The sequence below is a fragment of the Rhodococcus sp. MT28 genome (genome assembly GCF_058792695.1).
The window spans coordinates 125,792-146,564 of sequence record NZ_JBXAFD010000003.1 but is presented as its reverse complement, the minus strand read 5'-3'; the positions used below and the strand labels follow the sequence as shown (position 1 = coordinate 146,564).

Here is a 20,773-nt window from a genome sequence, read left to right as displayed (position 1 = left end):
CACCCTACAGTCGATCCGACATGTCTCCGGGAAACCCAGACGAAAAGGACCGACGTTGGATCTCGCACAACGCCTCGACGCGCTCGAACAGATCGAGGAAATCAAGAAGCTCAAGCACGGCTACTGGCGAGCATGTGATGCCAAGGATCCAGTTGGGTTCCGCAACAGCTTCATCCGTTCCGGAGCGTCGATCGACTACGGCCGCCTCGGCGCCTTCGACGACGCGGGGCCGATGGCGGACATCTTCGAGAAGATCGCTCTTCGCAAGGTCGACGGCCGGTACGCGGTCCTCGACATGCATCACGGATTGCATCCCGACATCACACTGACCTCGGAGACGTCGGCGGTGGGGCGATGGGCTCTGCAGTTCCGCCAGATCGACACCGTCGGGCGCACCGAGAAGTTGATGACCGGCGAATACGACGACAAGTACGTGATCGAGGACGGTATGTGGAAAATGAGTCAATGCCATTTCACGGAGACGTGGTCGATCACCACTCCCCTGTCCCCGGACGCTGACATCGCCGAGGGTTCGTTGGGTGGGCCGCGATGACGACGAACGGAAAAGTTGCGCTCGTAACCGGTGCCAGCCGGAGCGTCGGCAAGGGCATTGCCCTCGCGCTGGGAAGCGACGGATGGACGGTGTACGTGACGGCCCGAGGAACCGTCGGCGACGACGGCCCACTCGATCGCACCGCAGCCGAGATCACCGAGCGCAGTGGTCACGGCATTGCCGTGCAGTGCGATCACGCCGACGATCAACAGATCGTCGACCTGTTTGCACGCATCGCCGAGGAACAGTCAGGCCGCCTCGATCTTCTGGTCAACAACGTCTGGGCAAACCCGGCGGGTTATGCAGGCTTCGCCGATCCGTTCTGGAAGAGGCCGATCGACGATTGGGATTCGCTGATCGGAATCGGACTGCGCGCCCACTACGTTGCTTCGGTGGAAGCGGCGAAGTTGATGGTTCCCCGGGGCAGTGGAGTGATCGGCAACATCTCGTCGTTCGGCACCCGCGGGTACCTGCACTCTGTGCTGTACGGGATGTCGAAGGCAGGTTTGGACAAGATGGCCGCGGACATGGCTGTCGAATTGAAGGGGACCGGCGTCACCGCACTTTCCTTCTGGCTCGGGTTGATCCGCAACGAGCGGATGGAGGCGAGTGGGATCGAGAGCTTCGAAGGCTTCTCACTGGCCGAGGCCGAAACCCCGGAATTCGTCGGCCAAGTCATCACTGCATTGGCCAACGATCCAGAAGTGAACGCGCGCAGCGGTCACACACTGATCACCGCCGAGACGGCCGTCGAGTACGGAATCACCGACGCCAACGGGAAACAACCGGCGTCACACCGCAGTGCCTTCGGTGGCGGCCCGCTTTTCTGATTCATCAGTAGCAGTGGTCGCGTCGCGTGCCGGCACAGCACGCGGCGCTGCCACTCGCGCCTTCAGGGCAAGCCAGGCACACCCGATGACGACGACACCGCCGGCCACGATCGAGGGTGACAACGTCTCACCGAGTATCAGCGCCGACCAGGCAATGCTGAGCACCGGTTGAACCAACTGTGTTTGGCTCACAGTGGAAATGGGACCGATCGCCAGACCCCGGTACCAAGGAAAGAACCCGAGAAACATACTCACGCATCCCAGGTAGGCAAACGAAAGCCACGAATTCACATCGGCAGAGACCGGAGCCTGGGCCATGGACGCCACCGTCAACGCAATCGTGACCGGCAGTCCGAGAATCAACGCCCAGGCAATCGTCTGCCACGACCCGATCTCGCGGGCCAGCAACGCACCTTCCGAATATGCCAGCGCTGCACACACCACCGCGGCGAACAGAAGAAGATCAGCGAGATGAAACGAGCCGAGTCCGCCGTTTGCAATCGCCACGAACCCTACGACCGATACCGCGCCGGCGGCGCTTGCCCACCAGAATCCCTTACTGGGACGCTCTTTTCCTCGGACGACCGCAAATACCGCGGTCGCAGCGGGAAGTAGCCCGATCACGACTGCCGCGTGACTCGCCGGCGATGTCTGCAACGCAAACGTGGTGAACAGTGAAAACCCCAGTACCGCACCAACAGTCACGAGTGCGATGCGCAACCACTGCCGAAGCGTCGGAAGCGTCGCGCGAGTAACCGACAGCATCACAATCGCAAGGGCCCCGGCAACGACGGCGCGGCCCGCACCGACGAACAGGGGGTCGAGATCCGCGACGGCGACCCTCGTGAGCGGAACGGTGAACGAGAACGCCAGCACACCGAGCAAGCCCCACCACAAACCGGATCGAGACGATGGCATCGGTAGCGGTTCCTGCGGCGCGACGATAGCGCTACTCTTCATACTCATGTTTTACGATAGCAGTAGCACGCCAACCAGCGAAACTGGTATTTCAGGTGCGCACCCGTGTGCAGGAGATAGAAATTGCTCCGAGCAGTCCGACGAGCGCGAAAGCGTAGAAGCCCCACGGCACGGCGTAACCCGCACCCAGGAGGACTCCGCCCAGGATCGGGCCACAGATCGCACCGACCCGGCCGACACCTGCCGACCATCCGAGCGCGGTCGCGCGAATCTGAGGTGGGTGATTGGCGCTCGTGAAGGCGTAGACCAGTACCTGCGCGCTGAATACGAAGCATCCGGCGAGGAAGACCATCACGTAGATTCCGAACGACACCTTCACACTCAGAAGCGCCAGGAACAGTGCAGCTCCGGCGAACCACACGATGGCTGCAGTCCGCGGGCCGATCTTGTTCGCGACGCCCCCGGCGATCAACAGCCCGACGACGGCGCCGGCATTGAGGATCAGAAGGAACGTCAACGACGCCCCGAGGTTGTAACCGGCCTCACGCATGATCGTCGGAAGCCATGTGTTCAATCCGTAGACGAGCAGCAAGCCCATGAAACTGGTGATCCAGATGGCGATGCTGTTGCGCAAGAACTTCGAAGAGAACAGTGCGCGAACGGGATTGGCGGCTTCGGCGCGCTCAACTTCGGACGTGGGCGCAATCTCGAGTTCGACTCCGTAACGGGCAGCGATTTCCTCGGCTTCGGCACGCTTTCCGTGAGCGAGAAGGTACGACGGGGATTCCGGCAGATACCGCAACATGAGTGGAATCAGGGCGACGGCAGGAAGTGCGCCCACAACGAACATCGCTCGCCAACCGAAAGGTTCGATCACGACGAGCGCCAGCGCTGCGGTGGCAACGGCGCCGACGTGGTAGCCGGTCATCAGCATGGTCGACGCAGATCCACCGCCTTGTTTCTTCGAGAATTCGTTGACCAGAGCCAATGCCGTCGGTAGGGCGCCACCCAGCCCCACACCGGCAAGGAAGCGCAGCAGCCCGAAGATGAACGGATTGGGCGCAATTGCGCACAACAGAGTCAGAATCGAGAATGCGGCAACGGCGTACAGCAGCGCGCGGCGTCGACCGATGACGTCAGTGAGAGTGCCGATGACGAGGGCGCCGATGGTCATGCCGATGAGCCCGAAGGTCGAGATCATCGTAATCGTGCCGGTACTCAAACCCCACGCGTCGTAGTCGAGAAGCGAAGGAATGACCGCGCCGAGTACGACCAGGTCGAATCCGTCCAGAAGCACAGCGATCCAACACAACGGTGCTACCCACATTGCGGCACGCGCCCCAGGCGAACCGGTGATTGAACTCGACTGCGTATGTGCGGTCATCGGATCCTCGACATTCACTGCTTGTGGGCGTTCGCGACCGGTTGGGATCCAGTAGTTCGGATCGAAACGTGTTCGCATTGCGAACGCCTGTTCATAATGAGCACATCGATTGTGTACGGAGTCACAACGCCATGTCAAACGTCGCGGTAATCTCGAGGAATGGCACTCTCCGAAAATGAGCGTGAACAGTTCCTGGCCGAACCCCACATCGGGGCGCTGTCCGTGGCGGACGGCACCGAGCGCGGTCCGTTGACCGTCCCGATCTGGTACCTGTACTCACCCGGTGGCAAACCATGGATCCTCACGGGCAAGGATTCGCGAAAGGCACGACTCATCGAGTCGGCCGGGCATTTCTCGTTGATGGCCGAAAGGCTCGATCCGACAATCCGTTACGTCAGCGTCAGCGGATCCGTCGACAAGATCGTTCCGGGCACCGACGAGATGCTGGTCGAAGTCTCGCGGCGTTACCTGGCTCCGGACAAGGTCGACGGGTATCTCGAATTCGCGCGATCGCAGTTGGGCGAACAGGTAGCGATCTACATGAATCCGCAGCACTGGCTGTCTGCGGATCTCGGGGCGATCTGACAATTCTCAGAAAAGCGAAGGCTCGGGGGGGCGGAGTGGGGCGCCGAGAACGACCCGCATGTGGAGGGCTCTATGTCAGCTCTCGGTGAAGAAACGCACCCGATTGAGTCGATGACCGCTCGCCTCGAAGCCGAATAATGCGATGGCCGGTTCCCCGCACACGATGACGCTCGCCGTCACGGTGCGACCGGCAACCAGCATCTTGCTCTTCGTCACGCCGGTGAGCAGAGCGTTGACATCAGCGTTGGACAACTGCGTCCCCGCCGGAAGCTCGACGGGTACCGGCGGCGTTCGGCCGACAGCGGCCGCATCGAGGAACCGCGACGCTGCCTTCTTGCCTTTGTCTCCGACGCCGAAGATGCCGCGCGAGAACCCGAGCGCCCCGCCGATCCCCTGGTTCGAGAGCAACTGCGGCGTCAACTTCGCGGCCGCCTTCACCCCCGCCACACCAGCAGTCGCGAGCTGGCTCAACATCGTCGCCAATTCCCAATGCGCATAGAGGGTTCCGATCCGCAAGGAATCGGGCTCCCCCACCAAGTCGTAGCGCAAGTGCATCGGAACGTCGAGAACGACTCCGGTCGACATCTCGGTAGCGAGGCTCAGATCGCGCCACACCGTCCGGCCGCACACGATGTCGCGCTCGACATGGAAGGTGATCGAATTGGGGGCGATGAACGTGTCGTAGAAACTCTCGATCGCCGCCTGACCGTTGTGCGGACGTGAACCTACAGGGTCGTTGACCTGTCCGTCGCCGGCAAACAGGGCCACCCAGGTCGAGCGGTCATGCGCGCCGACGGCTTTCGGGGATCCCTCCACGACGGCCATCAACTGCTCGCGCGTCACCGGCGCGGTCATGCGCGCATCTCGTATGCACCGTCGTACGCCTTGACCTGCTGCCACACCCGGTCGAAGCGTTCACTGTCGACAACAGGCTTCCGCACCGCGGCCAGGGCCCATTTCTGCTGCTCGGGTGTCGACGACGGCTTTCCGTGCAGCGCGATCGCGTATCCCGAGAAGTCACGAATCTGGAAGTCGAAGATCTGATCGACAACGTCGGCGTCGAGCCCGCTGATCTCGGCCTGTTCGAGAATCAGATGACCGTAGACGACGAGAGAGAACAGGTGCCCGACGTTGAGCATGAAATCGAGGTCCTTCTGCTGCTGCGCGTCCGGCGCTGCAGCAGTGAGCAATTCGGTGAGCGCGATCGCCTGCTCGTAAAAACGGGCGACGTTCGGAATCGAAGAGTGCTTCTCGTAGACGGGCTTCCACTCGTGGAACTGAATCTTCGCAGCGCCGCGGGTAGGCCCCTGGTTCCAGAAGAACTCGTCGTCGGCGGCGTCGTCGCGCGTGACGATCTCCGGGAACTGCGCCGAGTTGAACAGATAGTTCGGCAAGAACTTGAGAATCAGGCCGACGTTGACGTGGACGGTGCCCTCGAGCTTGGGCAGCGTGCCGATCATCTGCGCTGCCTCGCGGAAGTACGTTGACTTCTCGTATCCCTTGGCTGCGATCACATCGTGCAGCAACCCGACCACCTTCTCACCTTCGGAGGTGACCTTGGCCTTGGTCATGGGATTGAACAGCAGGTAGCGACGGTCCTCGAGGCTGGCGCTGCGGAAGTAGTCGACCGCCCGCGCACTGAACTGCTTCATCGCGATCAGACGTGAGTACGCGTCGACGAAGGCGGCGCGAACGTGGGCAAAATCCGTGACGGGATTGCCGTACAGAATTCGATTCTGCGCGTGAGTGATTGCCTCGAAGAACGCATGCTCGGTGATGCCGATGGAGCCGGTGCAGAGGTTGAACTTTCCGACGTTGACCGTGTTGAGCGCGGCCTCGAATGCGGCGACGCCGGTGTGCAGAATGTCTTCCTCGCGCACCGGGTAATCGTCGAGGCGGAAATTGCTGACATACATCTGCCCGCGCAGGACGTTGTCCACGAGCTGATAGTTCGGATGCGCACTGTCGGCGACAAAGAACACGTAGCCTTCGGGGCCCTCGACGTCGGTACGACGCCCGAACACAGACACCATTCCGGCTACGTTGCCGTTTCCGATGTAGTACTTCTCGCCGCTCGCGCGGAAGGCGACGTCGCCGTCGGTGGGAGTGAGGAGCATGTCGGTGGAGTACACGTCGGCGCCGTGGTCGCGCTCGGACAGCCCGAACGCCATGACACCACCGTCGGCAAGTTCCTGCGCTGCACGCTTCTTCGCAGCGTCGTTGTCACTCATCCAGATCGGTCCGAGTCCGAGGATCGTGACCTGCCAGGCGTACCAGTAAGCGAGTCCGTAAAAACCGAAGATCTCACTCAAGGCCGCGTTGCGGGCACCGTCCCAACGACGGTTCTCGTCACCGTCGGCGAATGCCGCCGGAGTCTGGAACGTCGCGAACAACTTCTCCTTGCCGACGAATTCGAGAAAGTCGGCCACCCACACGGCGTCGAGGTCGTCCTGAAGCAGTTGCTTCTTACCGCGGCTCTCGAACCATTCGATGGTGGCTCGCAGCAAACGGCGGGTCTCCGGATCGAACTGAGCGGGGTCGTAAGTATGGGGGTTGAAGAGCAATCCATCGGTGCCAGACACGTCATTACCTTTCGTCGATGACGCTAAACTACCAGCGGGTAACTTTCCGCGGTGCGATTCATGGAAGACCTGCGATTCTTCGCGAATGCCACAGGTCCATCGGATTCCACGTGCCGGCCCGAGCGCGCGTGATCGGGTAGCACGCCAACCCGAGCAACAACGCAGACATGTGGCCGATGGCGGTGAAATTGGTGGCGAAAATCAGAGGTACACCATAGAAGAGCAGCAACCCCGCGAGATAGACGTATCGCCACGGATCGACGATTCGATATACCAGAATCCCCATGACGCCGGCCAGACCGTAACTCACACCCACGTCGAGAGTGTTGACCGCCGACTCCGCCACGTATCCGTGCCGAATACCTTCGTACAGAACACCTTCGCTGATGTACGTGGCTCCGACGTGGGCAATGACGACAACACACAACCACCGCCACGTCCCGAGCCAACGCTCAGCCGTTGCATGAAAGATGGTGAAGAGAACCAGGTATCCCAACCAACCGCCACCTTCGAGCCAGAAGGCACTCGAGAACAGGACTCGTAGCGGGTCTTCGGCCAGGTGATGCAGATTGGTCGAGCGCTTGCCGAGAAAACGCTCCTCGACATTGTCAGGCAGATGCCGCAGGAACAGTGTGGTGAACAGCAGGGCCAGCAACCAGACGTAGGTACCGGGAGCACTGCGCACCCATCGCCATGCCGCCTTTGCTGCCCCCAGCATCCTCACCGCTTCGAGTCTGCGCTCACTCGTTCACTACTGCAACGGCAAACCCGTCCCATCCCTTCGAACCCACGGTTTGAATGGCGGTGCCGTCGAGTTTCGGCTCGGCCGCGATCATCTCCAACACCGCTCGACTCGCTTTGACGCGCTCGTCGTCGATATCCGGGTTGGACACATGTCCCCCACGCACCACGTTGTCCACGATGATGACGGTTCCGGGATGCGAAAGGGCCAACGCCCACCGCACGTACTCGGTGTTGTTCTCCTTGTCGGCGTCGATGAAGACCAAGTCGAAAGGTCCCAACTCTTCCTTCGCGATCGACGGGAGGCTGTCGAGCGCGGCCCCGACGCGGATGTCGACACGGTCAGCCAGTTCGGCGCGATCGATATTTGCCCGAGCGACATCCGCATGGGTGGGATCGAATTCCAGCGTGATGACCTGGCCCGAGGGACCGACCGCGCGAGCGAGCCAGATCGTGCTGTATCCGCCGAGCGTTCCGATCTCGAGAACATTGCGCGCCAAGCACATTCGCGCCAGAAGGTTGAGGAGCTTGCCCTGGTTCGGCGCCACGTCGATGGGCGGGAGACCTGCCTCGGAATTGGCGGCGAGTGCCGCGTCGAGAACCGGATCTTCACCTACCAACGTGGAAACGAGATAGCCGTCGACTTCTGCCCAATCCGGTTCGCGTTCCATAGCCACGATTGTGGCAGAAAAGAAGGGCCGCCGCAGACACCTCGGAAGGTGACTGCGGCGGCCCGGACAGCTATTCGAATCAGCCGCGAACTGCGGCGATGATCTCCTCGATCGCTGAATTGGCGTCGATCTCACGGCTCTCGCCGGTGAAGCGGTCGCGAATCTCGACCTTGCCGTCTGCCCAACCACGGCCGACGACAACGACCAGCGGAACACCGATCAGCTCGGAGTCCTTGAACTTCACGCCCGGCGATGCCTTGCGGTCGTCGAGGATCACTTCGAGTCCCGCGCGGTCGAGCTGCGCGGCGAGGCCTTCGGCGCCTTCGCGAGCGGTCTCGTCCTTGTTCGCAATGACGAGGTAAACGTCGGCCGGTGAGACCTCAGCGGGCCAACGCAGACCCTTCTCGTCATGGTGCTGCTCGGCAATGACGGCCACCAGACGCGAGACGCCGACGCCGTACGAACCCATGGTCGGGCGGACGGGCTTGCCGTTCTCGGCGAGGACGTCGACGGTGAAGACGTCGGTGTACTTGCGGCCGAGTTGGAAGACGTGCCCGATCTCGATACCGCGAGCCGAGACCAGCGTGCCGGCTCCATCGGGAGAGGCGTCGCCGTCACGAACCTCGGCGGCTTCGATGGTTCCGTCAGGGGTGAAGTCGCGACCGGCAACGAGGCCGACCACGTGCTTGCCGTCTTCGTCGGCGCCGGTGATCCAGCTGGTGCCGTCGACGACGCGCGGGTCGACAAGGTAGCGAACTCCGTTGGCCTGCAGCGCCTTCGGGCCGATATAACCCTTGGCCAGGAACGGGTTGTTCTTGAAGTCGGTCTCGGTGATCATCACGAACTCGGCCGGCTCCAGCGAAGCCTCGAGGCGCTTTTCGTCGACCTCACGGTCGCCGGGGATGCCGATACCGAGCAGTTCCCACTCGCCACCGGGCAGGCGGGTCTTGACCATGATGTTCTTGAGTGTGTCGGCGGCGGTGACGGTACGGCCGAGATCAGCGCCGTTCGCCCAGTCCACCAGGGTGTCGATGGTGGGTGTGTTCGCGGTGTCGTACACCTTGGCTTCGGGCAGCCCGTCGAACGGAATCGAATCGGGAACAACAGTCTTGACGGCCTCGACGTTGGCGGCGTAGCCGGATTCGAGGCAGCGGACGTAGGTGTCTTCGCCGATCTCGCTCTCGGCAAGGAACTCCTCGGACGCGCTGCCGCCCATCGCACCGGAAGTGGCCGAGACGATGACGTACTTGACGCCCAGACGCGTGAAGATCTTCTCGTAGGCGCCGCGATGCGCCTGGTACGACTCCGTCAGGCCTTCGTCGGTCAGGTCGAAGGAGTAGGAATCCTTCATCAAGAACTCGCGGCCACGCAGAATGCCGGCACGCGGACGCTCTTCGTCGCGGTACTTGGTCTGCACCTGGTACAGGGTGACCGGGAAGTCCTTGTAGGAGTTGTACTCACCCTTGACCGTCAGAGCAAAGAGCTCCTCGTGGGTCGGGCCGAGCATGTAGTCGTTGCCCTTGCGGTCCTTGAGGCGGAACAGGTTGGGGCCGTACTCGGTCCAGCGGTTCGACGCTTCGTAGGGATCGCGCGGGAGCAGCGCAGGCAGCAGGATTTCCTGTCCGCCAATGGCATTCATTTCTTCGCGGACAACACGCTCTACCTCGCGCAGCACCCGCAATCCCAGTGGCAACCACGAGTAGACGCCTGGAGCGATACGACGCACGTAGCCGGCACGAACCAGCAGTTTGTGGCTGGCAACTTCGGCGTCCGAGGGATCGTCACGCAGGGTACGCAGGAACAGGTGGGACAGACGGGTAATCACGAGGTGTAAGGATAGTCGCCGCAGTCGGCCGAGCGGGCCTCGGTACGGTTACAGCGTGCTTGTACTGCTGCCTCCCTCAGAAACCAAGTCCGACGGCGGCAAGGATGCGCCCCTCGATCTGGCCGAACTGTCGATGCCCCAGTTGACCGAAACGCGCGAATTGCTGGTTCAGACGCTGGTCGATCTGGCCGCTGACGTCGAGGCGTCGTGCGAAGCGCTCGGGCTCGGCCCGACGCAAGCAGACGAAGTGGAGCGCAATGCCAAGCTGTGGGTGTCCGCGACGCGGCCCGCACTACAGCGCTACACCGGCGTGCTCTTCGACGCCCTCGACGCAAAGTCGTTCACCCGCACCCAGAAGGCGAAGGCGCTCGATCGGATCGCCATTGGTTCCGCTCTGTTCGGTGCTGTCCGCGCAGGAGATCTGATCCCCGCCTACCGCCTTTCCGGCGGGTCCAAGCTGCCCGGAATGGGCACGCTCCGCTCCCTGTGGAAGCCGGAACTGCCGAAGGCGTTGGCTGCCGAAGCCGACGGGCTGGTCGTCGATCTGCGATCGGGTACGTACCAAGACCTCGGTCCCGTTCCGGAGGCCTTGATTGCAACGGTCCTCACCGAGAAGCCGGACGGCACCCGGACGGTGGTCAGTCACTTCAACAAGCACCACAAGGGTCTGCTCGCCCGTGCGCTGGTGGTCTCGCGCGCCGAACCGACCGACATCAAGGGTGTCGCGCGGGTGGCGTCGAAGGCCGGCCTGCGGGTGGAAATCGCGTCGGAGCGTGAACTGATCATCCTGACGGATTGATGGCTTCGTCTGTCAAGTGCCGCAGAAGGTTTGGAACGTCTCGCTGAAAGACCGCGGAGCCGCCTCGGTGTAGTCAGCCCACTCGTCGCGTCGGTCGAATGGATGCGTGACAACCTCCAGCAGCTTCTCGAATGGAGCGAGGTCGCCGTCGGTCGCGGCGCGCAGGGCAGCGTCGAGCCGATGATTACGCGGAATGTACAGCGGGTTGACGCGATCCATCGCGCTCGCGGTCTCCGCGGCCCCTTGTCCGTTTTCGGTCAGGGCTCCCTGCCACCGCTGCAACCAGGGCGCGATGTGCTCCCGTGGCACGAGTTGGTCGAGAGGCGCCGAATTTCCGCGCAATTCGTCCGCGAGTGCGCGGAAACTGCCTGTCCAATCAGCTCCGTGTTCCGCCAACAACGTCAGCAGATCGTCGACGAGCGCCCGATCGACAAACGGCTGGGCCAGACCGATCTTTGCCGCGAGACCGGCCGCATAGTGTCCCTCGTAGCGCTCGTCGAAGGTCTCGAGAACTGCCGACGCCGCGGAAATCGCATTGTGGGGTGCGGAATCGATCAGCGGCAACAGTGTTTCTGCCAAGCGCGCCAGATTCCACTTCAGTACAGCGGGCTGATTGCCGAACGCGTAGCGGCCGCCGCTGTCGATCGAGCTGAACACTGCCGCCGGATCGAACGCGTCGAGGAAGGCGCACGGACCGTAATCGATGGTCTCCCCCGAAATTGTCGTGTTGTCGGTGTTCATCACTCCATGTACAAAACCGATGAGCATCCACCGCGCCACCAGTGACGCCTGCGCCTCGACCACCGCCTCGAGGAACCTCAGGTACCGATTGTGTGCACCCGCTGCCGGCACTTCGGTCAGCTCCGGATAGTGCCGGGCGATCGCGTAATCGGCGAGCGACTGCAAGACCTCGCCCTGCCTGGCCGCGAACTCGAAGGTCCCAACGCGTAGGTGACTCGACGCGATCCGTGCAAGCACGGCACCGGGTTCTGCGCCGTTGCGGCGAACGTCTCGGCCCGTCGCCACCACCGACAGCGCGCGCGTAGTGGGGACACCGAGGGCATTCATCGCCTCGCTGACGAGATATTCGCGCAGCATCGGCCCTACGACCGCATACCCGTCGCCGCCCCGAGAGAACGGTGTGCGCCCGGAGCCTTTCAGATGCAAGTCCACTCGCTGCCCGGCACTGCTGACGAGTTCGCCGAGTAACAACGCCCGACCGTCTCCGAGAATTGGTGCATACCCACCGAACTGATGACCCGCATACGCCATCGCCACCGGTGTGGCCCCGTCCGGCACCGTCGACCCGGACAGGACGCCGATCCCGTCCACACTTCGCAGCGCTGCTACGTCCAATCTCAACGACGCAGCCAGCTGCTCGTTCACCACGAGCAACTGCGGGTCAGGGGCGGCAGCACCTTGCCACGGCACCGTCAGAGCGCCGAGTTCGTCGGCGAACGTGCTCTCGAGGCCGGCCACGATGGTGACCGTGTCTGCTGTGGATTCCTGGAATGCGGCCATCACAGGAGAGTAGTCACCGTGCGACAACCTATCGATCAGCCCTGATCGATGTACGACTCGAGCTGATCGCGTTCGCTCTTGAGCTCGTCGATGCGGCTCTTCACCACGTCACCGATACTGACGATGCCGAGGAGGTTGCCGTCCTCGATCACCGGCAGATGCCGGATTCGACGCTCGGTCATGATCGCGGCAATGCTGTCCACTGCGTCTGCCGGAACGCACGTGTACATCAGAGCGGTCATGACCTCGGAAACCTGGATCCCGAGAAGGTCCGGGCCACGCTCGTGCAGGCGTCGAACGACATCGCGTTCGGAAATGATGCCGACCACCGCATCGTCGTCGACCACCACCATGGCTCCGATGTTGTGGCGGGCAAGATCGCACAGCAGCCCGTTGACCGTCGTGTGGGCGTCGATCGTGACGATGCTGTTGCCCTTGTTTCGCAATATGTCCGCGATCCGCATCACGGCACCCCGATCCGTCGAGACTCTCGGCACGTCCTGCAACGATCGTATCGGCTAGCGAAGCGGAAAAACAGGACTGATCAGGCGATTCCCTGAGCTGCCTTCTCCGCAGCCTGTGCCTGGGCCACCTGAGCGGGAGTGAATTTGATGAACAGCGCAGAGATCGCGGCCAGCGCCGCGAAAATCGCGCAACCGAAGAGCGCGAAGACATAGCCTTCGCTCAGCGCTGACAGCTGCGCGGGCGTCATATCTGCAGCGACTCCGCTCACGCCGCCGAGCGAGAGGGTCCGGGACGTCGCCATCGCCCCCACGATCGCCAGTCCGACCGGACCGAAAAGTACCTGAGCAACCTGTGCAATCGCGGTCAATGGCCCGATGTCCTGTGGGCCCACGCCAGCAATAGCACACAGCGGGAGGGGAACGACGGCCAAACCCACACCGAAGCCGATTCCCACGACGAGGACAAACAGGTTGCCCATATAGGTGGTCGTCTCGTCCAAGGTCGACCCGTACAGGAGTCCCACGAACGTCAGCAGCGAACCCGTCACGATCAGCCATCGTGCCTGTACGCGAACTGCAAGTTTGGACGCGACGAATGCTGCCGCTCCCAGCCCGAATGCAAAGGGCACGAACGCGAGACCTGCGTGGAGCGGGCTGTATCCGAGGATGTCCTGGACGAAGAGCGCCACGAACGGCGCCAACGAAAACATCACGGCACCTATCAACGCGAGTGAAATGAACGTGAAGACGCGGTTTTTGTTCTTGAAGAGGCTGAACGGCAGCAGTGGATTCTCGGCGCGCCGTTCGACCAGTAGGAAGACGACGAACAGCGCGACTCCGCCGACGAGAGCACCCAACACTGCAGGGCTGGTCCAACCCATCTCGGGACCTTCGGTGAATCCGAAGACGATTCCGGTACAGCCCACAGTGGCAAGAATTGCCCCTGGCACATCCAACTTCAGTCGCTCGGCTCCAGTTTCGACCAGGGCCTTGAATGCAAAACCGATGATCATCAGTCCAATGGGGACGTTGATCAGGAAGATCCACCGCCATGACACCTCGGTAAGTGCACCGCCGATGATCAATCCCGTCACCGAACCGATTCCGGTCATGGCGGCAAAGATCGCGATAGCCTGATTCCTGACGGGGCCGGGCGCAAACGTCGTCGCCACGAGAGCCAACGCCGTAGGCGAGGCGATTGCTGCACCGACGCCTTGAACTGATCTGGCCGCCACCAACATCGCTTCGTTGGTGGCCAAGCCGCATGCGAGGGAAGCAAGCGTGAACAAGATGACTCCGCTGAGGAACACCTTTTTCCGCCCGAAGGTGTCACCCAACCGGCCACCCAAGAGCATCAGTCCGCCGAAGGTCAATGCATACGAAGTGATGACCCAGTTCCGACCGGAGTCGCTGAGATCGAGATCCTCCTGGATCCGGGCCAAGGCCAACGACGCCACCGTGCCGTCGAGCACCATCATCAATTGCATACCGCTCAAGACGATGATCGCCAGTCCGAATGCCCGTGTCGCCACAGGGTACTTCGTCATGGTGTTTTCGGACCCAGCAGCGTTTTCGGATCTCAGGGAATCAGACACAAGACTTCACGTTACCCAGCGTCGACGGAAAAGCCCGCGACCGGCCCGATCACGATGATCGCCGGAGGCTTGATCTCCTCGTCCTTGACGCGCTGAGCAACGGTCGCCAGATCGGCCCGAAGTTCACGCTGGGTGCGCAGAGTGCCCTCTTGGATCACGGTGACCGGCGTGGTTGACGGGCGTCCACCGTCGACGAGTGCCTTCGCGAACTGATCGATGCGCTCGACCGCCATGAGCAGCACGATCGTGCCGCGCAACTTGGCCAGCGCCGACCAGTCGACCAGCGAATCCGGATGATCCGGAGCCACGTGCCCACTGACGACGACGAACTCGTGGGTGACCCCGCGGTGGGTGACCGGGATGCCTGCGGCCGACGGGACCGAGATCGCGCTCGTGATTCCGGGCACTACGGTCACCGGAACGCCGGCAGCGGCACACGCTTCGAGTTCTTCGTATCCCCGTCCGAAGACGTACGGGTCCCCGCCCTTGAGGCGGACCACGAACTTGCCTGCCTTCGCGTTGTCAATCAGCGCGGCGTTGATGGCCTCCTGAGCCATGGCACGGCCGTACGGGATCTTCGCGGCGTCGATCACCTCTACGTCCGGACCCAGTTCGGCGAGCAACTCCGGCGGAGCCAATCGGTCGGCCACGACGACGTCGGCGCGGGCGAGCAAACGGCGTCCGCGCACGGTGATCAGATCGGGATCACCGGGGCCACCACCGACGAGAGCAACACCCGCAGCGGCAGGCTCGGCCGTATCGGCGAGCACGCCCGACTGAAGACCTTCGACGACGGCGGTGCGGACCGCTGCCGAACGACGGTGATCGCCGCCCGCCAGAATTCCGATGCTCATACCGTCGTACTCGGCGCTGGCGGGAGTGACGGCGGTGCCGTGCTTCGCGTTGTCGGCGCGCACGCAGAAGATGTGGCGACGCTCCGCTTCGGCGACGATCGCCGCATTGGTTTCCGGCTCGTCGGTCGAGGCGATGGCGTACCACGCACCTTCGAGGTCGCCGTCGGCGTACGGACGCTCTTCGACCGTGATCTGACCGGCAGTGGCCATACCTTCGACGGCTGGAGTGAACGCGCGACTGATGACGTGAACGCGGGCACCAGAGGCGACCAGCAGTCCGAGTCGGCGCTGAGCCACAGTGCCGCCACCGAACACGACCACGCGTCGATCGGTCAGGTTGAGGCCGACCAGGTAGTTGGTCTCGTCTGCGGTGGACTCGCTCACTCGCACTCCGTTTCGTTGTCAGAATTGGTCAAGCTGGAGGGAACTTTACGGGCCGCGGCCACGGTCACTCCATCCCTGGCAGTCTTGGCCAGCACAAGTCGGCCGCCCCCGGACGCAAGGATCGCAGCCGCTTCCGCGACGCTTGCCGTTCCGACGGCGTTCTCGACGCGAGGCGATGGTGACGGAACTTGAACTCGCGCAAGTACGTCCGGGGCGAAACTCACAATCGGGACGTTCAGTTCATGGGCCGCTGTCAGAAGAGCCGAAGACTCAGCTTTTGCCGCCACAGTGGCGAGTACCACGATCTTCCCTTGCGCCGCGGGCACAGCCTTCACCGCAGCGACGATGTCCTTCGCGGTGACACTCGTCGTGAATCCCACGCCGATACAGAGGTCATCCCCGTGCGGCATCGACGAACTTCGCGATCGATTCGGGCTGCCCCACCGGATGAGTGTGCAGATACGACGCGTGGACGCCACCGCGAACAAACCCTTCGTGGACACTGCCGCCGTCCCAGGGCCGCCACCCCCACGCACTTCCGCAACCGTCCGCGTCTGCCGAGACGAGAGACGTTCGGTGGAACTCGTGACCGGTGACGCGGGAGCCTGCGTCGAAGAGGCTGGAGTCGCTGATCGCGACTGCTTCGCGATACCCGAGGGTCAGGCGTTTCCCGAACGTCGCATCCACTCCGACCACACCGGCCATGCTGTGACCGTCCAAGCTGCGAGCGAGGTAGAGCAGACCGGCACACTCTGCATGGATCGGTGCACCGCCGTCCGCCAGATCGCGAACCTGCTGCAGCAGTACGGTATTGGCCGCAAGGTCTACCGCGTGTTCTTCCGGGAAGCCACCGGGAAGGACCAGAGCGGCAGTTCCCGCAGGAAGCTCGTCCCGCAACGGGTCGAACACCTGCACGTCCGCGCCGGCAGCAGTCAACAGCTCCCGGTGCTCGGCGTAGCCGAAGGTGAAGGCCGGGCCACCCGCCATGGCAACCACAGGCCGAGACTCTGCGTGTGCGCCGACGTCGGCAACCGGATCCCATACAGCTGCACTCACGTTCGAGGCGGCGAGTGCGCGAACAGCACCCAGATCGACGTGCGAGGCAATCAAATCGGACATCGCGTCCACTGCGGCCACAGCGGCGGCGCCGTGCTCGGCCGCCGGAATCAGGCCGAGATGCCGGGAGGGAACTTCGAGTTCGGTCAACCGTGGCACAACTCCGAGCACTGCGACGCCGACCTTGTCGCACGCATGACGCAACACCTGCTCGTGACGAGCGCTCCCGACGCGATTGAGAATGACGCCGCCGATGCGCACACCTGCGTCGTAGGTCGCGAAGCCGTGGAGTACGGCGGCCAGACTCTGACTGTGCCCACGGGCGTCGATCACGAGGACTACCGGCGAACCGAGGATCGACGCGACCTGCGCCGTCGATCCCTCCGCCGACGGCTGCGAGTTTGCCTCGTCGATCTTCCCGTCGAACAGACCCATGACGCCTTCGACCACGGCAATGTCGCAACCAGCGGTTCCATGCCGGTAGAGCGGTCCGATGCGATCCGGGCCCACCAGAACAGTGTCGAGGTTGCGTCCGGGCCGCCCTGCCGCGAGTCCGTGATAACCCGGGTCGATGTAGTCCGGCCCCACCTTGAAGGGTGCAACGCTGCTACCGGACCGTCGCAGCGCGCCGATCAATCCCGTTGCCACCGTAGTCTTTCCGCTACCCGAGGCAGGAGCGGCGATCACCACGGCCGGAGTGGAAGGACTTACCATTCGATGCCCCGTTGGCCCTTTCGGCCGGCATCCATCGGGTGCTTGATCTTGGTCATCTCGGTCACGAGGTCGGCGGCGTCAATCAACGCCTGCGGGGCGTCGCGTCCCGTGATGACAACGTGCTGGTTGCCCGGACGATCACGCAATGTCTGCACGACCTCGTCGACGTCGACCCAGCCCCACTTGAGCGGATAGGTGAACTCGTCGAGGACATAGAATCGATGTTCCTCGCTCGCAAGCCTTCTCGCGATCTCCTGCCAACCCTCCGCAGCGGCAGCAGCATGATCTTCCTCGCTACCGGCCTTGCGTGTCCATGACCAACCTTCGCCCATCTTGTGCCACTGCACCGGCCCACCGACGCCGGTTTCGTCGTGCAGGTTTCCGAGCGCGCGGAACGCGGCTTCCTCTCCGACCTTCCACTTGGCACTCTTCACGAACTGGAACACGCCGATGTCGAACCCCTGATTCCAGGCACGCAGCGCCATGCCGAAAGCGGCGGTGGACTTACCCTTTCCCGGGCCGGTGTGCACGGCAAGTACCGGCGCGTTACGACGCTGACGCGTGGTCAGACCGTCGTCGGGAACTGTCTCGGGAACACCCTTGGGCATCGTGAACTCCTGAACTGGGATCTAGGCTGCGGCGCGGACGACACCCGCGACCTGCTGCGCTGACAATTCGGCGAGGCGGACGTATCCGCCACGTAGTTCTCGCGCCAACTCGGCCGCCAGCCCCAGACGCACGAGGCCGGTCTCGCAGTCGACGACGATGGACGCGACGGACGCGTCGGCGAGAAGATGCGCGGCGACGCGGGCGCGGTGCAGCGCGTCCTTGCCGCCGGTAGCCCGGCCGTCGGTGAGTGTGACGACGAGGGCGCGACGCTGCGGGTCACGAAGTCGTTCACGCAGAACCACTTCGCGAGCACGCAGGAATCCCTCTGCGAGTGGGGATTTGCCGCCGGTACGCATCGACTGCAAGCGACGGACAGCGATGTCCACCGAAGATGTCGGCGGCAGTACGAGCTCCGCTTCACGACCACGGACGGTGATGACGGCGACCTTGTCGCGGCGCTGATAGGCGTCGCGGAGCAACGAGACAACCGCACCGGTGACCGCGGAGAGGCGGTCGCGTGCTGCCATCGACCCCGACGCGTCGACAACGAAGACGATCAGATTGCCTTCTCGCCCTTCACGTATCGCGCCGCGGAGATCAGCGGGTGCCAGCCGCAACCGTCCAGCGGTGCGACCACGGGCAACTTGAGACTCGGCTGCGGCAAAGACCGTGCTCGTCAGATGCAATCCGTGCCCACGCTCCCGCGTGGACCGCACAACTCGTCCACGGGACGACATGGACCGCGAGCGTCGTCCCGGTGCACCTTCACCGACTCCCGGAACTTCGAGGAGCTTGGCCTTGAATTCGCCGGCCGGTGGAGCCGAGGGGCGATCGGTGGCGCGTACTCCCCCACCAGGTCCGTCAGGGTCGTCCGGGCCGTCGTCGTCAGGCCCGTCGTCGTCCGGCCCTTCGTGTCCGGGACCGCCGTCATCGGAGCCGCCATCTTCCGGGCCACGGTCTTCGTGATTCTCGGGAGGTTCGGGCTCTCCGTCGCGCGCGTCGTCGTCTACCTGCGACTGAGCATCCTGGTCGGCCTGCTCGAGCGCATCGTCCAACTGCTGCTGATCCAAGCCGGGCTCGTCGAACGGATCGCGGCGGCGGCGATGCGGCAGCGTCAGTTCCGCCGCTACTCGTACGTCCTCCGCAGTGACTTCACTGTCGCCACGCCAGGCAGCGTGGGCCGTCGCGGTGCGCGCCAGCACCAAGTCCGCGCGCATACCGTCGACGTCGAACGACGCACACAGCGAGGCGATACGACGCAGTTCGCGGTTACTCAGCTCGACCGAGTCCAATTTCTCACGCGCCGTGAGGATTTCGGACGCCAACTCCTCATCGGCGGATACGTACCGAGCGACAAATGCCTCGGGGTCACGCTCGTAGTCGAGTCGGCGACGCACCACTTCCATGCGAATGTCGACGTCGCGGGACGCGGCGACGTCGACAGCCAGACCGAAACGGTCCAGAAGTTGCGGACGCAGTTCTCCCTCTTCGGGATTCATCGTGCCGACGAGTACGAACTTGGCCGGATGCGAATGTGAGATGCCGTCACGCTCGATGTGAACCCGACCCATCGCCGCGGCGTCGAGAAGCACGTCGACCAGGTGGTCGTGAAGCAGATTCACCTCGTCGACGTACAGAACACCCTGGTGAGCGGCGGCGAGCAGTCCAGGTTGGAATGCGCGCTCACCGTCACGCAGAACCTTCTCCAAGTCGATCGAACCGATCACCCGGTCTTCGGTGGCGCCCACGGGCAGTTCGACCAAGCGGGCCGGTCGTGTCGTTCCGGCGTCGTCGACCGCGGGCAGCAGCGCAGTCAGCGCGCGCACGACCGTCGACTTGGCAGTTCCCTTCTCACCGCGAACCAGGACCCCGCCGATCCCTGGATGCACCGCACACAGGATCAGCGCCAATCGCAATTGATCCTGGCCGACCACAGCACTGAACGGGAAGCCCGCCACTGGTCGATCTTCTTCACTTCGCACGTCGATATCCCTCCACCTCTCGGTTTCCTCGCCGAGAATTTGGCTGCACTCGAATGTCGCGGCAACCTGGCTGAGATCTCCCGGTTTATCGGTAGAGGAGAGATCTTTCACAGTGGCGGGACCGCGCCTGGATCGAACAGGACTTCCCCGCGAACATTCGGTATCGAAAAAACCCTAGTCGGCTCGCTTTCCCACGAGCCGACCAGGGTCAATTCTCCGACAAACTAGCTGACGGCCACGAAAGGCTCTCCCCCACCACGACGCATCGGGGTGTGCGGGATGCCGTCTTCGATGAACTCTTCGCCGTCAGCCTTGAATCCGTGCTTGGCGTACATCTCGACCAAGTAGGTCTGGGCGTTGATCCGACACGGCGCTTCGCCGACCTCGGCCAGTGCGGCCTGCAGGAGGCGGGTCGTGTGGCCCTGGCCGCGAGCCTGACGCGACGTGCACAGGCGTCCGATTCGGAAGCTCTTGTTTCCGTCGTCGTGCTCTTCGAGCAGCCGGAGCGTGCACACCACCTGGCCGTCCTGCTCGAGCCAGAAGTGGCGTGTTTCCGTCAGCAGGTCCCGCCCGTCCAACTCGGGATACGGGCAAGCCTGCTCGACGACAAAGACCTCCACTCGAAGCTTCAACAACTCGTAGAACGTCTTGTTGTCGAGATCGAGTGCCCATGAACGCTTCAAAGCTGCTGTTGCCGTCATGGGTT

General features: G+C 63.1%; 20 protein-coding genes. 4 read left to right on the top strand and 16 right to left on the bottom strand.

Annotation, left to right across the window (positions count from 1 at the left end; genetic code table 11):
• Nucleotides 1-55: 55 nt before the first annotated feature.
• A complete protein-coding gene (locus tag AC1Q6C_RS13425) occupies nucleotides 56-553 on the top strand; it encodes a nuclear transport factor 2 family protein (RefSeq protein ID WP_007735030.1) in 498 nt (165 codons plus the stop codon).
• Complete coding sequence (locus tag AC1Q6C_RS13420; RefSeq protein WP_230359779.1) at nucleotides 550-1,383, top strand: SDR family NAD(P)-dependent oxidoreductase; 834 nt, start codon at nucleotides 550-552, stop codon at nucleotides 1,381-1,383. The genes AC1Q6C_RS13425 and AC1Q6C_RS13420 overlap by 4 nt, the downstream gene beginning before the upstream one ends.
• Here AC1Q6C_RS13420 and AC1Q6C_RS13415 read toward each other — a convergent pair.
• Together AC1Q6C_RS13415 and AC1Q6C_RS13410 are read right to left on the bottom strand one after the other, a co-directional pair.
• The gene (locus AC1Q6C_RS13415) at nucleotides 1,345-2,301 is read right to left on the bottom strand and encodes a DMT family transporter (RefSeq protein ID WP_007735024.1); all 957 of its coding nucleotides are present in this window, start codon (nucleotides 2,299-2,301) and stop codon (nucleotides 1,345-1,347) included. The genes AC1Q6C_RS13420 and AC1Q6C_RS13415 overlap by 39 nt on opposite strands.
• A gap of 91 nt (nucleotides 2,302-2,392) precedes the next feature.
• Nucleotides 2,393-3,685, bottom strand: a complete 1,293-nt coding sequence (locus tag AC1Q6C_RS13410) for an MFS transporter (RefSeq protein WP_042450882.1) — start codon at nucleotides 3,683-3,685, stop codon at nucleotides 2,393-2,395.
• A gap of 159 nt (nucleotides 3,686-3,844) precedes the next feature.
• Between AC1Q6C_RS13410 and AC1Q6C_RS13405 the strand changes: the two genes are divergently transcribed.
• Nucleotides 3,845-4,270 carry a pyridoxamine 5'-phosphate oxidase family protein gene (locus tag AC1Q6C_RS13405; protein WP_003942732.1) on the top strand — a complete coding sequence of 142 codons (426 nt, stop codon included), beginning with the start codon at nucleotides 3,845-3,847 and terminating at the stop codon, nucleotides 4,268-4,270.
• A gap of 75 nt (nucleotides 4,271-4,345) precedes the next feature.
• Here AC1Q6C_RS13405 and AC1Q6C_RS13400 read toward each other — a convergent pair whose 3' ends face one another.
• From AC1Q6C_RS13400 to AC1Q6C_RS13380, 5 genes are all read right to left on the bottom strand, one after another.
• Nucleotides 4,346-5,125, bottom strand: coding sequence for a nuclear transport factor 2 family protein (locus AC1Q6C_RS13400; protein ID WP_030535621.1), 780 nt, complete (start codon nucleotides 5,123-5,125; stop codon nucleotides 4,346-4,348).
• On the bottom strand, nucleotides 5,122-6,852 hold the full coding sequence (locus AC1Q6C_RS13395) for an acyl-CoA dehydrogenase family protein (RefSeq protein ID WP_230359777.1): 1,731 nt from the start codon (nucleotides 6,850-6,852) through the stop codon (nucleotides 5,122-5,124). The genes AC1Q6C_RS13400 and AC1Q6C_RS13395 overlap by 4 nt, the downstream gene beginning before the upstream one ends.
• A 58-nt stretch (nucleotides 6,853-6,910) precedes the next feature.
• Nucleotides 6,911-7,570 carry a rhomboid-like protein gene (locus AC1Q6C_RS13390; protein WP_003942804.1) on the bottom strand — a complete coding sequence of 220 codons (660 nt, stop codon included), beginning with the start codon at nucleotides 7,568-7,570 and terminating at the stop codon, nucleotides 6,911-6,913.
• Nucleotides 7,571-7,592: 22 nt separating this feature from the next.
• Nucleotides 7,593-8,264, bottom strand: a complete 672-nt coding sequence (locus AC1Q6C_RS13385) for an O-methyltransferase (RefSeq protein WP_030535622.1) — start codon at nucleotides 8,262-8,264, stop codon at nucleotides 7,593-7,595.
• A 79-nt stretch (nucleotides 8,265-8,343) separates the two neighbouring features.
• Nucleotides 8,344-10,089, bottom strand: a complete 1,746-nt coding sequence (locus AC1Q6C_RS13380) for a proline--tRNA ligase (protein ID WP_492666651.1) — start codon at nucleotides 10,087-10,089, stop codon at nucleotides 8,344-8,346.
• A gap of 55 nt (nucleotides 10,090-10,144) precedes the next feature.
• Between AC1Q6C_RS13380 and yaaA the strand changes: the two genes are divergently transcribed.
• Nucleotides 10,145-10,888 (top strand): peroxide stress protein YaaA, encoded by a 744-nt coding sequence (gene yaaA / locus AC1Q6C_RS13375; RefSeq protein WP_230359776.1) that lies wholly within the window; start codon nucleotides 10,145-10,147, stop codon nucleotides 10,886-10,888.
• Nucleotides 10,889-10,900: 12 nt separating this feature from the next.
• On the opposite strand, the gene AC1Q6C_RS13370 is transcribed toward yaaA, so the two are convergent.
• From AC1Q6C_RS13370 to AC1Q6C_RS13330, 9 genes are all read right to left on the bottom strand, one after another.
• Nucleotides 10,901-12,409, bottom strand: coding sequence for a protein adenylyltransferase SelO (locus AC1Q6C_RS13370; protein WP_230359775.1), 1,509 nt, complete (start codon nucleotides 12,407-12,409; stop codon nucleotides 10,901-10,903).
• A gap of 35 nt (nucleotides 12,410-12,444) precedes the next feature.
• Complete coding sequence (locus tag AC1Q6C_RS13365; protein ID WP_007735005.1) at nucleotides 12,445-12,873, bottom strand: CBS domain-containing protein; 429 nt, start codon at nucleotides 12,871-12,873, stop codon at nucleotides 12,445-12,447.
• An 80-nt stretch (nucleotides 12,874-12,953) separates the two neighbouring features.
• Entirely contained in the window at nucleotides 12,954-14,420 is a 1,467-nt protein-coding gene (locus AC1Q6C_RS13360; protein ID WP_042925809.1) for an MFS transporter, read from the bottom strand.
• Nucleotides 14,421-14,479: 59 nt separating this feature from the next.
• Nucleotides 14,480-15,706: a uroporphyrinogen-III C-methyltransferase gene (cobA, locus tag AC1Q6C_RS13355; protein ID WP_047271356.1), complete on the bottom strand. Its 1,227-nt coding sequence runs from the start codon at nucleotides 15,704-15,706 to the stop codon at nucleotides 14,480-14,482.
• Complete coding sequence (locus AC1Q6C_RS13350) at nucleotides 15,703-16,116, bottom strand: cobalamin biosynthesis protein (RefSeq protein WP_037130389.1); 414 nt, start codon at nucleotides 16,114-16,116, stop codon at nucleotides 15,703-15,705. The genes cobA and AC1Q6C_RS13350 overlap by 4 nt, the downstream gene beginning before the upstream one ends.
• Entirely contained in the window at nucleotides 16,100-17,476 is a 1,377-nt protein-coding gene (locus tag AC1Q6C_RS13345) for a cobyrinic acid a,c-diamide synthase CobB (RefSeq protein WP_230359774.1), read from the bottom strand. The genes AC1Q6C_RS13350 and AC1Q6C_RS13345 overlap by 17 nt, the downstream gene beginning before the upstream one ends.
• On the bottom strand, nucleotides 17,470-18,084 hold the full coding sequence (cobO, locus tag AC1Q6C_RS13340; RefSeq protein ID WP_003942784.1) for a cob(I)yrinic acid a,c-diamide adenosyltransferase: 615 nt from the start codon (nucleotides 18,082-18,084) through the stop codon (nucleotides 17,470-17,472). Before cobO ends, AC1Q6C_RS13345 begins: the two co-directional genes overlap by 7 nt.
• Before the next feature lie 21 nt (nucleotides 18,085-18,105).
• On the bottom strand, nucleotides 18,106-20,067 hold the full coding sequence (locus tag AC1Q6C_RS13335; RefSeq protein ID WP_230359773.1) for a magnesium chelatase subunit D family protein: 1,962 nt from the start codon (nucleotides 20,065-20,067) through the stop codon (nucleotides 18,106-18,108).
• A 224-nt stretch (nucleotides 20,068-20,291) separates the two neighbouring features.
• Nucleotides 20,292-20,768 (bottom strand): GNAT family N-acetyltransferase, encoded by a 477-nt coding sequence (locus AC1Q6C_RS13330; protein WP_003942808.1) that lies wholly within the window; start codon nucleotides 20,766-20,768, stop codon nucleotides 20,292-20,294.
• Nucleotides 20,769-20,773: the final 5 nt, after the last annotated feature.

Bases quoted from the DNA above. Each gene is read 5' to 3' on its own strand.
- AC1Q6C_RS13420 (WP_230359779.1), top strand. From the start codon at position 550: ATGACGACGAACGGAAAAGTTGCGCTCGTAACCGGTGCCAGCCGGAGC.
- AC1Q6C_RS13415 (WP_007735024.1), bottom strand. From the start codon at position 2,301: ATGCCATCGTCTCGATCCGGTTTGTGGTGGGGCTTGCTCGGTGTGCTG.
- AC1Q6C_RS13410 (WP_042450882.1), bottom strand. From the start codon at position 3,685: ATGACCGCACATACGCAGTCGAGTTCAATCACCGGTTCGCCTGGGGCG.
- AC1Q6C_RS13405 (WP_003942732.1), top strand. From the start codon at position 3,845: ATGGCACTCTCCGAAAATGAGCGTGAACAGTTCCTGGCCGAACCCCAC.
- AC1Q6C_RS13400 (WP_030535621.1), bottom strand. From the start codon at position 5,125: ATGACCGCGCCGGTGACGCGCGAGCAGTTGATGGCCGTCGTGGAGGGA.
- AC1Q6C_RS13390 (WP_003942804.1), bottom strand. From the start codon at position 7,570: ATGCTGGGGGCAGCAAAGGCGGCATGGCGATGGGTGCGCAGTGCTCCC.
- AC1Q6C_RS13385 (WP_030535622.1), bottom strand. From the start codon at position 8,264: ATGGAACGCGAACCGGATTGGGCAGAAGTCGACGGCTATCTCGTTTCC.
- AC1Q6C_RS13370 (WP_230359775.1), bottom strand. From the start codon at position 12,409: ATGGCCGCATTCCAGGAATCCACAGCAGACACGGTCACCATCGTGGCC.
- AC1Q6C_RS13365 (WP_007735005.1), bottom strand. From the start codon at position 12,873: ATGCGGATCGCGGACATATTGCGAAACAAGGGCAACAGCATCGTCACG.
- AC1Q6C_RS13360 (WP_042925809.1), bottom strand. From the start codon at position 14,420: ATGACGAAGTACCCTGTGGCGACACGGGCATTCGGACTGGCGATCATC.
- AC1Q6C_RS13350 (WP_037130389.1), bottom strand. From the start codon at position 16,116: ATGCCGCACGGGGATGACCTCTGTATCGGCGTGGGATTCACGACGAGT.
- AC1Q6C_RS13345 (WP_230359774.1), bottom strand. From the start codon at position 17,476: ATGGTAAGTCCTTCCACTCCGGCCGTGGTGATCGCCGCTCCTGCCTCG.
- cobO (WP_003942784.1), bottom strand. From the start codon at position 18,084: ATGCCCAAGGGTGTTCCCGAGACAGTTCCCGACGACGGTCTGACCACG.
- AC1Q6C_RS13330 (WP_003942808.1), bottom strand. From the start codon at position 20,768: ATGACGGCAACAGCAGCTTTGAAGCGTTCATGGGCACTCGATCTCGAC.